12 protein-coding genes are annotated in these 14,194 nt (G+C 70.4%); 5 read left to right on the top strand and 7 right to left on the bottom strand.

Annotated features, from left to right (window positions below):
- Positions 1 to 100 precede the first annotated feature (100 nt).
- Entirely contained in the window at positions 101 to 1,105 is a 1,005-nt protein-coding gene (locus GXW83_RS02475; protein ID WP_182441224.1) for a hypothetical protein, read from the top strand.
- Here the strand turns inward: GXW83_RS02475 and pucL are convergent.
- Both pucL and GXW83_RS02465 read right to left on the bottom strand, forming a co-directional pair.
- The gene (gene pucL / locus GXW83_RS02470; RefSeq protein ID WP_182441223.1) at positions 1,039 to 1,947 is read right to left on the bottom strand and encodes a factor-independent urate hydroxylase; all 909 of its coding nucleotides are present in this window, start codon (positions 1,945 to 1,947) and stop codon (positions 1,039 to 1,041) included. The genes GXW83_RS02475 and pucL overlap by 67 nt on opposite strands.
- Positions 1,948 to 2,315: 368 nt before the next feature.
- Positions 2,316 to 2,633 carry a DUF3040 domain-containing protein gene (locus tag GXW83_RS02465; protein ID WP_182441222.1) on the bottom strand — a complete coding sequence of 106 codons (318 nt, stop codon included), beginning with the start codon at positions 2,631 to 2,633 and terminating at the stop codon, positions 2,316 to 2,318.
- 512 nt (positions 2,634 to 3,145) lie between these two features.
- On the opposite strand from GXW83_RS02465, the gene GXW83_RS02460 reads away from it, so the two are divergent.
- Positions 3,146 to 5,197, top strand: a complete 2,052-nt coding sequence (locus GXW83_RS02460; RefSeq protein WP_225446705.1) for a chloride channel protein — start codon at positions 3,146 to 3,148, stop codon at positions 5,195 to 5,197.
- A 181-nt stretch (positions 5,198 to 5,378) separates the two neighbouring features.
- Positions 5,379 to 6,119: a pyridoxal-dependent decarboxylase gene (locus GXW83_RS02455; protein ID WP_182441220.1), complete on the top strand. Its 741-nt coding sequence runs from the start codon at positions 5,379 to 5,381 to the stop codon at positions 6,117 to 6,119.
- 62 nt (positions 6,120 to 6,181) lie between these two features.
- Here the strand turns inward: GXW83_RS02455 and GXW83_RS02450 are convergent, their stop codons facing one another.
- The 5 genes from GXW83_RS02450 to GXW83_RS02430 form a co-directional block, all read right to left on the bottom strand.
- Positions 6,182 to 7,141 carry a cytochrome c oxidase assembly protein gene (locus tag GXW83_RS02450; RefSeq protein WP_225446704.1) on the bottom strand — a complete coding sequence of 320 codons (960 nt, stop codon included), beginning with the start codon at positions 7,139 to 7,141 and terminating at the stop codon, positions 6,182 to 6,184.
- 119 nt (positions 7,142 to 7,260) lie between these two features.
- On the bottom strand, positions 7,261 to 8,490 hold the full coding sequence (efeB, locus tag GXW83_RS02445; RefSeq protein ID WP_182441219.1) for an iron uptake transporter deferrochelatase/peroxidase subunit: 1,230 nt from the start codon (positions 8,488 to 8,490) through the stop codon (positions 7,261 to 7,263).
- A 100-nt stretch (positions 8,491 to 8,590) separates the two neighbouring features.
- Positions 8,591 to 9,064: a copper chaperone PCu(A)C gene (locus tag GXW83_RS02440; RefSeq protein WP_225446703.1), complete on the bottom strand. Its 474-nt coding sequence runs from the start codon at positions 9,062 to 9,064 to the stop codon at positions 8,591 to 8,593.
- Complete coding sequence (locus tag GXW83_RS02435) at positions 9,061 to 9,729, bottom strand: SCO family protein (protein ID WP_182441218.1); 669 nt, start codon at positions 9,727 to 9,729, stop codon at positions 9,061 to 9,063. The genes GXW83_RS02440 and GXW83_RS02435 overlap by 4 nt, the downstream gene beginning before the upstream one ends.
- Before the next feature lie 256 nt (positions 9,730 to 9,985).
- Positions 9,986 to 10,639 carry a hypothetical protein gene (locus tag GXW83_RS02430; protein WP_182441217.1) on the bottom strand — a complete coding sequence of 218 codons (654 nt, stop codon included), beginning with the start codon at positions 10,637 to 10,639 and terminating at the stop codon, positions 9,986 to 9,988.
- A 326-nt stretch (positions 10,640 to 10,965) separates the two neighbouring features.
- Between GXW83_RS02430 and GXW83_RS02425 the strand changes: the two genes are divergently transcribed.
- Positions 10,966 to 11,481 carry a nitroreductase family deazaflavin-dependent oxidoreductase gene (locus tag GXW83_RS02425; protein ID WP_182441216.1) on the top strand — a complete coding sequence of 172 codons (516 nt, stop codon included), beginning with the start codon at positions 10,966 to 10,968 and terminating at the stop codon, positions 11,479 to 11,481.
- A 180-nt stretch (positions 11,482 to 11,661) separates the two neighbouring features.
- Positions 11,662 to 13,899 carry a (Fe-S)-binding protein gene (locus GXW83_RS02420; RefSeq protein WP_182441215.1) on the top strand — a complete coding sequence of 746 codons (2,238 nt, stop codon included), beginning with the start codon at positions 11,662 to 11,664 and terminating at the stop codon, positions 13,897 to 13,899.
- The last annotated feature ends 295 nt before the right edge of the window (positions 13,900 to 14,194 follow it).

Genomic DNA, 14,194 nt, shown 5'->3' with positions numbered 1-14,194 from the left:
CCCCGTACGAGGGACTGCGGTGGAGCAGCGGCTCCCAGGGGCAGCGGAAAGGGGGCGGGGCGGGCTGCGGATGCCCGCGCCGATCGTAGCCTGCTATCTCGTGGCCCTGGTGTTGCCTCGTCCGGGCCTGGTCCTGCGACATGCCCGTCTCAACTGCGACGGATTCTGCGTTCGGCTGTCGGCGGTGCTGTTGGCGGTGACGCTGTTCAGTGCCGCGCTGGACGGCCGGCCCTGGAGTGGTGGATCTGCCGCAGGCAGGCGCCGCATGCCGGCAGCTGGCTTTGCGCTGACGTCTGCTCTGCCCATGCTGCTGATGCCTGCCCTGGCCGCCATGGTGACGGGATGGGACGGGACGCAGCAGACCACCAGCGTCTGGATCGGCTGCGCTCTGGTCCTGTCCGTCCAGCTCTCCAGTGGCACCGCCACGGGCGGCAAGACGGTCAGAGCCGATCCAGCCAAGGCCGTCGTGCTCGCGTCGATGCTGCTCAGCCCGGTGACCATCCCCTTGGGTCTGCGCTGCGCCGCCGTGCTGACCCATGCTCACCTGGGTACGCGGCTGCACCACACCGCAGACAGTGCGGGCTGTCTGTTCCTGCTGGGCGTAGTGATCCTGCCCTGCACATCGGCCCTGGCCTTGCGGCGCTTCGCCCACGAGGGCCACGTCGTCAAAGTCCTTGTCCCAGTCAAACGCGCACGCGGCATCTCGGTCCACCTGCTGTGCTACGGCAACGCCTCGGTTGCCTTCGGCCAGGCGCTCTCGCGAACCGATCTGCAGGCCCTGGCCCTGGCGGGGCTTGCGGCGGTGACGACATGCGGATGCGGCCTCCTGATCGGGCACCTGCGGACCCCCTGCACCACCGCCTCGGCCGCGCCGCTGGCGCAACGGATCGCGGCGGGCATGGACAGCAGCATGGGGGCCTCGGTGCTCGCCAGTGCCTGGTTCGCCGACCGGCCGGCCGTGCTGCTGCCCCTGCTCGCCTACAACCTGATCCAGCACACCGCTGCGGCCCGCGTGGCGAGCCGTGCCGTCCGGTGGTCTCAGTCGTCGGTGGGGATGACCGGGGTGACGCCGGGTCGGTGGACGGTGCCCTCGATCAGGCCGTAGGGCCGGTCCGCCGCGTAGTAGACCTGGTTGTCGTTGGTCAGCCTGAACGGCTCCAGGTCGACCAGGAAGTGGTGGCTGTTGGGCAGGCTGAGCCGGACCTCGTCGATTTCGCGGCGGTTGTCCAGGACCCGGTTGGCCATGGCGTACAGGCTCTGCTGGAGCGAGTAGCTGTAGGTCTCGGCGAAGGCTTCGAGGAGATGGCGGCGGGCCTCGCGGTAGGAGCGGTCCCAGTCGAACGCGTCGTCGCCGTACGTCCCGGTGCGGGCGTGGGCCCAGCGGGCGGTGACCCTGGTCGCCAGGACTCGGTCGTATGCCTCTTTGAGGGTGGTGTAGCGGTCCTTGATGTAGCCGTGGAACTCCGACCCGGTGGAGTTGAGGACGGCGAGGTCCTTCAGGCCGGAGACCACCTGGAAGGTGTCGGTTGCGCCGGTGTAGAGGACTTCGGCGGTGCGGACCTCCTGCCCCTTGCGGGCGAAGGAGTGGCGCTGCTTGGCGGGGGTGACGATGCGCTCCCAGGCGAACTCCTCGATCCGGATCCGGGCCTGGTGGATCACCGGCTGGGACTGGACGAAGTGGCGGGCCAGGTGCAGGCCGAATGCCTCGGGCGAGGCGATGCCGTGCTCCTTCGCCAGGGCGTACACGGTGTTCTTGGTGGTGTCGGTGGGCAGGCAGTTGCCGTTGTCGCCGCTGAAGTGGACCTCGTCGAACTCGCCGCGCAGGGCGACGGAGACGTTCAGGTCCCTGACCTGGTGCCAGGCGCCCTCGTTGCCGGAGCGGGTGACGGTGACGATGCGGTTCTCGGCCTTGCCGTACTGGTTCTGCGCGAGCACGTTGTCGGACATGGGTGGGTCCAGCTCCTCGGTGTGGCGGATGCATGACCCGGGCGCGGGCCCGGGATGGTGATCCCGCACGCCCGGCGTCCGACGCCCGCTGGGGGCGTCCCCCGCCGTCCGGCCCGGCCAGGGCCGCCCCGGGGCTGAGAAGCCACCCCGGTCCGTTGGAAGCCCTGTCATCCAAGCACGCTTCCCCGTGGCACGGGCTACTGGTGGAACCCACCGGCGCTGGCGGCGTCGCCGCACGTTGCCTTGTGCACTTACCCGAGCAGGCCGCCGGGCGGGCAGGTTCTGCTGGTCAGTCAGACTCGGCTGTGGGACATGCGAAGGGCGACCGGCCGATGCGAGCGGCTGGGGGCATGCCTGTCCGCCAGCGGTCACCGGCTCCGGCGGTTGCCGGTCCAGCGCCTTGGCAGTCGGACCTCCGGGAGTATTCCGAGCGCAGCCGCGGCAGCGCCGGCGATGGCCAGGTACCAGTTCCGCGTGCTCGTGGACGCTGCCAGCAGCGTGATGCTGAGGAGCGTTGTGGCTGCCAACCACCAGACGCGTGGGCTGGGCAGCAGGACACGGATCAGGGTACACAGGGGCCGTTCCCGGCCGAGCGAGGAGAGCAGGAACGCCAGGTGCGGATCCTGCGTGTCCAGTCCCTGCTCGATGTCCCGCAGAGCACGGCGGTCATCCTCCGACAGGCCCATGCACCCTCCCGTGCCCGCGGCCGGCACCGCGTGGGCGTCGGTCGCGCTCCGACACTGTCCAGGCCCCCGGAGACCGCGGGCAGCCCTCGGCCGCAGCGGCGGCATTCCACGGAGACTGGGGCGCAGCCCGGCCGACCGCCATCATCATTGCACTAGGCAAAGGAAATCGCCAGCGGGCGCCCGCCACGCCGCAGGGCACTGGCGGGGCCGCCCTTGCGCACCCGACACCGCCCACCGGGGGGCTGCCGATCGGGCCTTAACAGAGGATAGCTGAGGAGTCCAGTAGTGGGCGGCCTGTATTATTTTGCATAATGCAATAGTATGTTGATGCAATGGGCCTGGCGCTTCTGGGCCCCACCGACCACAGCCGACGATGTCGGGCACCCAGTGCATCAGGACCGCCAACAGGCCGGGCACGTGCCCGTCGGGGCGTCGTATCCGCTGCTCCCCCACCCTGGTCGGTGCCGCACTCCCCTCGAAGAGCAAGTCTGCGTGCTGGAGGTGAATGGCGAGTGGCAACCCAAGAGCAGTCCGGTACCTCCTCGACGACGACACAGGACCTCGAAGCCGGCTCGGCGCTGTCCATAGTGACCAGGCGTGCGGCGGGCTGGCTGCGGGGAACCCGGCTCGGTCTGCTCTTCGTCGCGGTCGTCATCGGCGCCGGGGCGGGTCTGGGCGCGGTGGTGTTCCGCTATCTGATCTACGGGTTCACCTGGCTGGCCACCGGACACACGCAGTTCGGCCAGCAGGGGCGGGTCGACAGCACCCACCTGGAGTTCTTGGGGCTGGGGTTCTTCGTGGTCGTCCCGGTGGTCGGCGGGCTGCTGTACGGGCCGCTGATCAACCGGTTCGCGCCCGAGGCGCGCGGACACGGCGTGCCCGAGGTGATGATCGCGGTCGCGGAGAACGGCGGCCGGATCCGGCCGCAGGTCAGCCTGGTCAAAGCACTCGCCTCCGCGCTGTGCATCGGCGTCGGAGGGTCGGTGGGCCGCGAGGGGCCGATCGTGCAGATCGGCTCGGCCATGGCCTCCAGCCTCGGCCAGTGGGTGCGCATGCCGGAGCAGCGGCTGCGGATCCTGGTCGCGTGCGGAGCCGGCGGGGCGATCTCGGCGACCTTCAACGCGCCCATCACCGGGGTGTTCTTCGGGGCGGAACTGATCCTGGGGTCGATCTCCGCCGAGGCGGTCTTCACGGTCATGCTGTCCTCGATGGTCGCCGACGTCATCGGCCGTGCCGTCTTCGGCAGCGCCCCCTTCTTCTCCGGGCTGCCGAGCGGGATCGCCCTGCACCACACCTACAACTACCTGCTGGTGGCCCTGCTCGCGGTGCTGGCCGCGCTCATCGGGCTGGCGTTCAAGACCGTCCTGTACAAGACCGAGGACATCTGCGACCGGCTGTGGGGAGGCCGCCCCGAATGGGCCCGCCCGGCCGTCGGCGGCATTGCCCTGGGCCTGTTGCTGCTGGCCCTGCCGCAGATGTACGGGGTGGGCTACCAGGTCATGTACAAGGCCGTGGACCACGACTACGCGATCTGGTTCCTGGTCCTGCTGGCCGCGGGGAAGATCGTCGCGACCAGCCTGACCATCGGCATCGGCGGTTCCGGCGGGGTGTTCGCCCCGTCGCTGTTCATCGGTGCCACCTCCGGCATGGCCTTCGGCGAGACGGCCGACCACCTGCTGGGCCCGGCTGCGGGACAGCCCGCCCTGTACGCGGTGGTCGGCATGGGCGCGGTCTTCGCCGCCGCCACCCGCGCACCGCTGACCTCGCTGGCCAGCGTGGTGGAGATGACCGGCGACTTCACCCTCGCCCTTCCCGTCATGCTGGCGGTGTCCATCGCCTCGACGATCTCCCGGACCCTGAGCTACGGCACCATCTACACCACCAAGCTGCTGCGCCGCGGCACCGACATCGAACGCCAGACACCCGGACAGGTCTTCCTGGGCCTGACCGCAGCCGACGCGATGCACCCCTTCCTGAAACCGCTGAACACCGCAGCCCGTGCCGACGGCAACGGTAGCGGCGGTCCGGCCCTGACCGCCCTTCTCGGTCCGGTCACCCGCACGCGCACGCCCCAGGTCGTGTTCGCCAACGAGAGCCTGGAGCAGTCGCTGAGACAGCTCGTGCTCTACGGGCACGACGGACTGCCCGTCATATCCACCGACGGACAGCACCTGCAGGGCTGGCTCACCGACCAGCACCTGCTGCGCGCGATCGCAGCCCAGATCGCCACCGCCACCGCCGGCATCGAAGCCGGACACCTCTCAGCCGAATGGGCCACCCCGCACCCTGACCAGGCCGACCACGACCCGCGCACCCAACTGGCGGGCTACCAGGTCGTCGAGTTCACCGTCGCCCACGACTCGGCCGCAGCCGGACGCAAAGTCGCCGATGTGCACTGGCCGCCCGGGCACCTGCCCGTCGCCCTCATCCGTGACCACCAACTGGGCGACATCAAACCCGGTACCACCCTCATCCCCGGGGACCGCGTCGACGTCCTCGTGCCCCACCCAACCGGCGACGCGCCCGTCGCGGAAGGAGAACAAGAGCTCCAGCGGCGCGCATGACAGGACGTCGGGCACCGCAGGACTCCCCCGAGGGGCGTACGCCAGGGAAAGCCGCGCCCTTTACTCGGCAATAAGCCTGTAAACCAGATCAAATCTGTCTGAGTGCGTACGAACCGCGGCGTAGCGTCCTTGCCTGTCCCCCTGCACCGCAGGGTTCCGCTCTTTCAGGAAGGACCCGCACATGGCGCTGCGACATGCCGTCTGCCCTCCCAGCTGCACCTGCGACGACCATCAGCCGACCGTCCCGGGACGCCAGGAGGTGCTGCGTCCGGGGCGTACCGAGTTGGCGGCCGAGGAGATGGAGCCCGAGGCCGCGTACCGGCTGGTGCACGACGAGCTGATGCTGGACGGCAACGCGCGGCTGAACCTGGCTACCTTCGCGACCAGTTGGATGGAGCCCCAGGCCCAGGCGCTGATGAACGGGTCGCTGGCGAAGAACGCTGTGGACCGCGAGGAGTACCCGCAGACCGCGGCCATGGAGGAGCGCTGCGTGCGGATGATCGCGCGGTTGTGGCGCGCGCCGGACCCGGGCTGCACTGTCGGCTGCTCCACCACCGGTTCCAGCGAGGCCACCATGCTGGCCGGGCTGGCTCTCAAGACCCGGTGGCAGCAGCGGCGTCGGGCAGCTGGTGAGCCGTGTGGGCGGCCGAACCTCCTGGGCGACGGAGCACAACTGCCGGTCCTGGCCTTCCATCTGGACGCTGACACCGAGGGGTTCACCGTCTTCGAGGTCTCGCGCGCGCTGCGGGAACGAGGCTGGCAGGTCCCCGCCTACACCTTCCCGAAGAACCGGGAGGAACTGGCCGTGCTGCGGGTCGTCGTGCGGCACGGATTCAGCGGCGAACTGGCCCAGCTGTTCCTGGACGATCTGCGGCGCGGCACTGAGCAGCTGGCCGAGCAGCCGTTGCCGGTGTCGGTCTGATCCGGCCGAGAACGGCTCAGACAAGGAGCGGGACCCGGGTCCCCGGCCAGCCGGGGCGCCGGTCAGGCTGCGGGCGGTTGTCCCTGGTGGGCGAGGCGGTCCAGGTAGGCGTTGTAGGCGCTCAGTTCGGCGTCCTGGTCGCGTTCGGCACGCCGGTCCGAGCGCCGGGCGGTGCGGGCCTCGCTGGCGGACCACTGGGCGAGCAGCGCGAGCAGCACCAGCAGGGTGGGGATCTCGCTGAAGGCCCAGGCGATGCCGCCGCCGGTCTTCTGGTCGGCCAGGACGTCGTAGTGCCAGGCGGCCGGCGGGTGGGCGTAGTAGGTGGTGATCAGGCCGCTTGACATCATCACGTCGATGCCGAAGAAGGCGTGGAAGGGCATGCCGAGGAACAGCTCCAGCATCCGGATCAGGTGGCCTGGCCGGTGCGGTGCCGGGTCGATGCCCATGACCGGCCAGAAGAACAGCATCCCCACCGCCAGGAAGTGCACCAGCATGAACTCGTGCCCCCACCAGCTGCGCATCAGCCAGTCGAACAGCGGGGTGAAGTACAGCCCGTACAGGCTGGCGATGAACAGCGGCAGGCTGAACAGCGGCGAGGAGACCACCCGGGCCACCCGGCTGCCCAGGAACCGCACCAGCAGCTCGCGCGGGCCCCTGCGCCCGCGCCGCGCCGACGGCAGGGTCCGCAGCGCGAGGGTGACCGGCGCGCCCAGCAGGAGCAGGATCGGCGAGAGCATGGACAGGACCATGTGCTGGACCATGTGGACGCTGAACAGTTCCATGCCGTAGCCGCCGACCCCGGTGCAGGTCACAGCCGAGATGCTGGCCACTCCCAGCAGCCAGGCCACGCACCTGCCGATCGGCCAGCGGTCGCCGCGGCGGCGCAGCCGGACCACCGCCAGCGCGTACGCCGCCAGCAGCAGTGCGCAGGCCACGGGTTCGACCGGGACCGGCTGCGGGTGCCAGGCCAGCAGCCGGGCGAGTGTGGGGGGCGCATCGGGCATCCACATCGGTCCGCTCATGGTCGAGGGCATCCGCATGCCGGGCATGGGCGGCATCGCGAGGCTGAGGGCGGATCCGGCCGGGAGGGCCATGGGTGTCTTCTTTCCTGCTGATGGAGGGGGCGGGTGGGGGTGCGGTGTCAGCCCTCGAACAGGTCCTGGCCGACGTAGCCTCCCGGGGGCGCCCCGCCGGGGACGGCGAAGACGGCGCTGGACTCGTGGCGGATGAAGCGGGTGAGTTGGTCGGCGCCGTCGAGTTTGCGCTGGACCTGGATGAAGCCGGTGGAGGGGTCGGCCTGCCAGGCGATGAAGAGCAGTCCGGCGTCGGGGGTGCCGTCGGAGTCGTAGCCGTCGTGGTAAGAGAAGCCGCGGCGCAGCATGGCGGCGCCGCCGTTGGACTGGGCGGCGGCGACCCGGATGTGGGCGTCGGGGGCGATGGCGAGGGAGCCGTCGGCGTTGACCTTGTCGAGGTCGATCGGGGTGGTCTGGGTGCCTCCGGACAGGGGTGCGCCGTTGTCCTTGCGTCGGCCGATGACCTGATCCTGCTGTGCGGTGTCGAGGTTCTGCCAGGGGTCCAGGAGCATGCGGATGCGGCGGACGACGGCGTAGGAGCCGCCGTTCATCCAGGCGCCGGGGCCGGTGGCGGCCGGGGCGAAGACCAGGGAGTCGTAGTCCTTGTCGGTGGACTGGGGGTTGTCGGTGCCGTCGATCTGGCCCATGAGGTTGCGGACCGTCATCGGGCGGGCGGTGGCGCCGGGGGTGCGGTTGAAGCCGTTCATCTGCCAGCGCAGGGAGGCCGTGCCCTGGGCCTGGGTCTGCAGGGTGCGCAGGGCGTGGAAGGCGACCAGGGGGTCGTTGGCGCCGATCTGGATCCACAGGTCGCCGTTGCTCTGGGCGGGTTCCAGCGCGTCGGAGGGGAAGGGCGGCATCGGGACCAGGGCGGCCGGAGCCCGGTCGGACAGGCCGGTCTTGGGGAAGAAGGAGGCGCCGAAGCCGAAGGTGACCGTCAGCGAGCAGGGTCCGGCGTCCAGCGCGATCTGGTCGTCGTCGGCGGGCGGGCGTCCGGCGGTCATCGCCTCGGCCGCTGTGCTCCAGCGGCACAGGAGCGCGGCGGCTTCGGTGCGCCCCGAGGCGGGGTCCAGGTCGAAGGCGGCCAGGTGGCCGATCGTCTGCAGCGTGGTGGTGATTCCGGCCTGGTGGGTGCCGTGGAACGGGACGGCGTCGGTGCCGACCGCGGTCAGCGGCGTGGGGTGGTCGCCGACGGCCCGGGCGACCGCGGTACCCGTGCCGCCGCCGACGGCCAGGCCCGCAGCGCCCGCCAGCCCGGCGGTACCCAGCAGCTTCCGCCGGGAGATCTCATGGCTGCTCATCGTGATGTCCCCTGTCTGGATGGAGGGTGATGGGGTGCCCGGTCGGCCCGGCCAGGACAGGGTCCGGGCCGGGCCGACCGGGTCGCGGCTGCGCCGTGGGTCAGTTGGCGGGCTGGTAGGTGAGCGGTTCGACCGGCACCTGGACGGTGATCGGGGCGCTGGTGGTGAAGTGCAGCTCCAGCGGGACGGTTTCGCCGACCACGGGCTTGTGCCGCATGCCCATGATCATCAGATGGTCGGCGCCGGTGCGGAACACCAGCGTTCCGTGGGCGGGGACGGTGAACGAGGCGGCGGCCAGCATCTGGCCCGTGGCGTTCGTGGTGTTCATGGATATATCGGAGGCGAAGCTGCTGGTCACCCCGGTGAGCTTGTCGGGGGCGGCGCCGGTGTTGGTCAGGGTGAAGTAGCCGGCGGTCATGTCCGACATCGGGGGCTGGGTCACATACGCACCGCTGATCTTCAACCGCGGTGCGGCCGAACCCTGGTGGGCCGACGGCGAACCGGAGCACCCGGCCAGTGCGGCGGCCGTCAGCAGCGCGCCCAGAACAACGGTGGTCAGGGTCGGGCGGTTCACAGGGTGCCTCCCTTGATGAGCGTGGGCAGCGCGGCGGCGTACTGCTGGGCGGAGACCCCGGAGGGGAACAGCAGGTGGGCCTTGTCGTCCTTCGGGGAGAACACCAGCACCTCGGCCCCGTGCGTGACGGTGTAGCTCCCGTCGGCGTTCTTGACCGGCGGCGAGACGGCGACCCCGACGCTGCGGGCGGCGGTCTGGATCGTGGCGAAGTCCCCGGTCAGGCCGATGAACGCGGGGTTGAAGGCGTCCAGCCACTGGGCGAGCCGCTGCGGGGTGTCACGCACGGGGTCGGTGCTGACGAACACCACCTGCAGCTCCTGCCGCTCCGCCTTGGGCAGCGACTGCTCGGCGACGGCCAGGTCGGCCATGGTGGTGGGGCAGATGTCGGGGCAGTGGGTGTAGCCGAAGTACAGCAGCAGCGGCTTGCCCGCGGTCTCCCGGTCGAGGTTGTAGGGCTGGCCGTGCTGGTCGGTCAGGACCAGGCTCGGCTTGGCGAACGCCGGGGACAGCGGGATCGCGCCGTCGGCAGCGGTGGACGGTGCGGAGTCCACGACGGCAGCCGGGCCGGTCGGGGAGGAACCGCAGGCGGTCAGGGTGAGGGCCGCCATGGAGGACAGGGCCGCAACAGCGGCCAGACGGCGTGCCCGTGGCAGGGGGATACGCATGGAGAGCTCCGGTTTCGAGTGTGCTCCACCGCGCCGCGGCAACCTGCGGATGCGCGGCGTGGCGGGACTACTGCGTGTGGGTTCGGGCGGTCGAAGGCAGCTGCCGACCCGCGGGCGACTTCGCGGCCCGGGGTGCCGCACTGCGGCAGAGCGGGGTGACACGCGGCGCGACGCGGCAAGAGCCGGCGAAGGAGGCGTGCCGACCGGTCGCCGCTGCGGCGGGCCCTGGTTCACGGCGGGCACGGGCAGGCGACGCTCAGAGCGTCACGCACATCCCTACCGGTGGACCACGGCGGATGACGCTGTAGTGCAGACCCGGTGACGGCAGCCGCCGGGGCGCCCAGTCGGCGCGGTTCCACCGCCGGGCGAGCCCTTGCTCAAGGCCCAGCAGCCTGGTCATCCGCGCCAGCGCGTGGAGTGCCGCCAGCACACCGGCCAGCGGCAGCAACGCGGTCACCTGCTCGGCCCCGTAGCGGGCGAGCCGGACAATGCGCCACAGCGCGGACTCTCCGCAGCGCAGCAGCCAGCCCATGAGCAGGGCGGCGGCCAAGTGCGCACCGAACATCGCCGGGGTGAGCATCATGCCCACCCCCATCGCGTGCGCCGCCCCCGCTGTGCTGCCGCCCATACCGGGCATGCCGCCGGACAGTTGGGCCTGGCCCAGACCGGAGGCGTGAACGATCCGGGCCAGATCGGCTTGGCTCAGGTGGGCCAGATCGAGGTTGCACAGCAGCCGTCCGGCCGCCGTGTTCAGTGCCACAGCGCCGTCGGACTGGGTGACGGACTGCACCTGCCCCAGACAGAACACCAGGTGCAGGCCCAACTCCCCGCCCAGCAGGGCAGTGGCGATCTGCGGCAGCGAGCGCTCGCGCCCGGCCAGCGGTACCACCAGCGCCAGCACGCCGGCCAAGCCGATCGCCAGAGCCCACAGCGGTATCGGGGCACCCGAGGCCACCTCATGCCCGGCAGCGGACAACGTGACACAGACCCCGGAGAACGTCACAGCCCTCAGCAGCCTCATGTCCACGCCGGCGCGCGCCGCCACGCTCATCGCGCCCGCCGTCCCCGCACGCCGCCCACAGGCCCAGGAAGCGACCGGTCCAGCGGTCGCCCTCCCCGATCCCTTTGCATGGTGCAACAATAGATGGGGGTCGGTCGGCCCGTGCCACCGGGGTGCCGCCCGCCCGCGCAGGCGCGTCACCGGGCCCAAGCATCCTCGGCGTCCAAGGGAGTCCGATGGCGAGCAAAGCCAAGAACGTACCGCCTCCGACAGGGTGGCGCCGTCACCTGTTCCGCGCCCCGGTGCAGTTGTACCGCTGGCACCTGGGTTGGGTCCTGGGCGGCCGGTTCTGTCTGCTCGGCCATACCGGCCGGATCAGCGGACAGCCGCGGCAGGTCGTCCTGGAGGTCGTGGACCGCGACCCGGCGACTGGACAGTGCGTCGTGGCCTCAGGCTTCGGCCCCACCTCGCAGTGGTACCGCAACATCTGCGACAGCCCCCGGGTGACCCTGCAGATCGGGCGGCGGCGCACCCCGGCCACGGCCCTGGCCCTGGCCCCGCCGGAGTCAGGCCAGGCCATGGCCCGCTACGCGCAGGAGCACCCGCGCGCCGCCCGTCGACTCATGGGCCTGTGCGGCATCACGACCGACGCGAGCCCGGACGACTACTACCGCGTCGGCCACGACTTCATCCCCTTCGCCGAGATCATCCCCGTGGCCGGAGCCAAGGAGCAGGCACGCCGCGGCCCCTGACGCCCCCACTCCGACGGAGGGCGTCTTCGCCGTCCGCATGGCCTTCGTCGGGGCAGTGGCGGCACCCCCCACCAAGTCAAGTTACCAGCCAGTATTATTGGCGGCCGTCAGGACGCGCCCGGGACCGAAGCGTCACGCGCCGTGTGCACCATCCGCCCGCAACCCGAGGGAAAAGCGCCGATGCAGCTCGCCGCAATCGTGATCTCACTGGTCACGACACTGGTCGGAACCGCGCTCGCAGCGCGCGCCGCCCTGTACATCTACACCTTCGTCAAACTCGGCGCCGACGAACCGGCCGGAGCCCGCACCGGGAACCCCGTGGAGCGCGTGAAGACCGTCGCCAAGGAGTTCTTCGGCCACACCCGGATGACCACCTGGGGCGTCGTCGGCGTGGCCCACTGGTTCGTCGCCACCGGCTTCTTCTGCCTGATCCTGACCCTGGTCACGGCGTTCGGGCAGCTCTTCGACGCGAGCTTCGCGCTGCCGATCATCGGGCACTGGTGGCCGTACGAGCTTTTCGAGCAGGCTGTCGGGCTGCTGACGACGCTCGGCATCCTGGTGCTGATCGTGGTCCGGCTGCTGTCGCTGCCCGGGCGGGCCGGGCGCAAGAGCCGCTTCGCCGGCTCCATCGCCTGGCACGCGTTCTTCGTCGAGTACGTCGTCCTGAGCATTGGCATCTGCATCCTGGTGCTCGGCGGCCTGGAGGGCGCACAGGAAGGTGTCACCGGCTACGGGCCGGCCTACGCGGCCAGCTACCCACTGGTCCTCGCCTTCACAGGGCTGAGCACGCAGGCGCTTCACAACCTGATCTGGCTGTTCGCGATGCTGAAGATCACGATCTCCTTCACCTGGGCGATCACCATCGGCCTCAACCCCTCGATGGGCGTGGCCTGGCACCGCTTCCTGGCCTTCTTCAACATCTTCTTCAAGCGCGAGCAGGACGGCGGCGTCGCCCTCGGCGCACTGCGGCCGATGACCTCCGGCGGCCAGCCGATCGACTTCGAGGACCCGGCCGACGACGCGGTCTTCGGGGTCTCCCAGGTCGAGGAGTTCTCCTGGAAGGGCCTGCTGGACTTCTCCACCTGCACCGAGTGCGGACGCTGCCAGTCGCAGTGCCCCGCCTGGAACACCGGCAAGCCGCTCTCCCCCAAGCTGCTGATCATGAACCTGCGGGAGCACGCCTACGCCAAGGCCCCCTACCTGCTGGCGGGCGGCGGCAAGGACGCCGAGGGCAACGAGAAGGCCACCGCCGAGCAGCTGGCCGGCGTCCCGGCGGCGGCGCTGGCCGAGGCCGAGCGCCCGCTGATCGGCACCGCCGAAGAGAACGGCGTCATCGACCCGGACGTGCTGTGGTCCTGCACCACCTGCGGCGCCTGCGTCGAGCAGTGCCCGGTGGACATCGAGCACATCGACCACATCGTCGACATGCGCCGCTACCAGGTGATGATCGAGTCCTCGTTCCCGACCGAGGCCGGGACGATGCTGAAGAACCTGGAGAACAAGGGCAACCCGTGGGGCATGGCCACCAAGGCCCGGCTGGACTGGGTCAAGGAGCTGAAGAAGGAGACCGGCATCGAGGTCCCGGTCATCGGCGAGGACATCGAACCGGCCGAGGTCGAGTACCTGTACTGGGTCGGCTGCGCCGGCGCGCTGGAGGACCGGGCGAAGAAGACCACCAAGGCCTTCGCCGAGCTGCTGCACACCGCCGGAGTGAAGTTCGCGATCCTCGGCAAGGAGGAGTCCTGCACCGGCGACTCCGCCCGCCGCCTGGGCAACGAGTTCCTGTTCCAGATGCTCGGCGCGCAGAACGTCGAGACCCTGAACACGGTGCTGGAGGACGCCCCGGTCAAGCGGATCGTCGCCACCTGCCCGCACTGCTTCAACACCATCGCCAACGAGTACCCGCAGCTCGGCGGTCACTTCGAGGTGATCCACCACACCCAGCTGCTGCAACACCTGGTGGACGAGGGCAGGCTGGTGCCGGTCAACCCGGTCGAGGGCCTGATCACCTACCACGACCCCTGCTACCTGGGTCGGCACAACAAGGTCTACACCCCGCCGCGCGAGATCATCGCCGCCGTCCCCGGACTGCGCAACGAGGAGATGCACCGCCACAAGGAGCGCGGCTTCTGCTGCGGCGCCGGCGGAGCGCGGATGTGGATGGAGGAGCGGATCGGCAAGCGGATCAACACCGAGCGCGTGGACGAGGCGCTGTCGCTCAACCCCGACATCATCTCCACCGCCTGCCCGTTCTGCCTGGTGATGCTCTCCGACTCGGCCAACGGCAAGAAGAGCGAGGGCGCCGCGAAGGAGACCCTGCGGGTGGTCGACGTGGCCCAGCTGCTGCTCGACTCGGTCAAGGCCATCCCGGACGCCTCGACCGCGGACACCGCACAACCGGAGACTGCTGTCGGCTGACGACCGGAGACCGGAGAGAGGTGAGCGGCGCCGGTCACCAGCAATGTCGTCCGCCGACGTGGTCCGCGGATTCCTGGATGAGCTGATTGCCCGCGGACAGGGAGGAGGGATCAAGGCCGAAGGCCCGGACGAGGTGTCCCCAGCGCAGCCGGGGACAGCTTCGTCTGATCGAGGCCGCACAGCGGTCGCGCAGCCAATGAGCCCATTGCGGCGCGGCTGGCCGCCGATACGGGTGATGCCTTCAACTGCCCGAGGCAGAAGGGCACATGCAGGCCCAAAGCGGTGCCGAGCAGGG

It is taken from the genome of Streptacidiphilus sp. PB12-B1b (assembly GCF_014084125.1).
Taxonomy (GTDB): domain Bacteria; phylum Actinomycetota; class Actinomycetes; order Streptomycetales; family Streptomycetaceae; genus Streptacidiphilus.
Note: the sequence above shows the minus strand (reverse complement) of the source record. Positions and strands in the feature narration are given on the sequence as shown.

Coding starts and splice junctions, on each gene's coding strand:
- pucL (WP_182441223.1), bottom strand. CDS start 1,947: ATGTCCGACAACGTGCTCGCGCAGAACCAGTACGGCAAGGCCGAGAAC.
- GXW83_RS02465 (WP_182441222.1), bottom strand. CDS start 2,633: ATGGGCCTGTCGGAGGATGACCGCCGTGCTCTGCGGGACATCGAGCAG.
- GXW83_RS02455 (WP_182441220.1), top strand. CDS start 5,379: ATGGCGCTGCGACATGCCGTCTGCCCTCCCAGCTGCACCTGCGACGAC.
- GXW83_RS02450 (WP_225446704.1), bottom strand. CDS start 7,141: ATGAGCGGACCGATGTGGATGCCCGATGCGCCCCCCACACTCGCCCGG.
- efeB (WP_182441219.1), bottom strand. CDS start 8,490: ATGAGCAGCCATGAGATCTCCCGGCGGAAGCTGCTGGGTACCGCCGGG.
- GXW83_RS02435 (WP_182441218.1), bottom strand. CDS start 9,729: ATGCGTATCCCCCTGCCACGGGCACGCCGTCTGGCCGCTGTTGCGGCC.
- GXW83_RS02425 (WP_182441216.1), top strand. CDS start 10,966: ATGGCGAGCAAAGCCAAGAACGTACCGCCTCCGACAGGGTGGCGCCGT.
- GXW83_RS02420 (WP_182441215.1), top strand. CDS start 11,662: ATGCAGCTCGCCGCAATCGTGATCTCACTGGTCACGACACTGGTCGGA.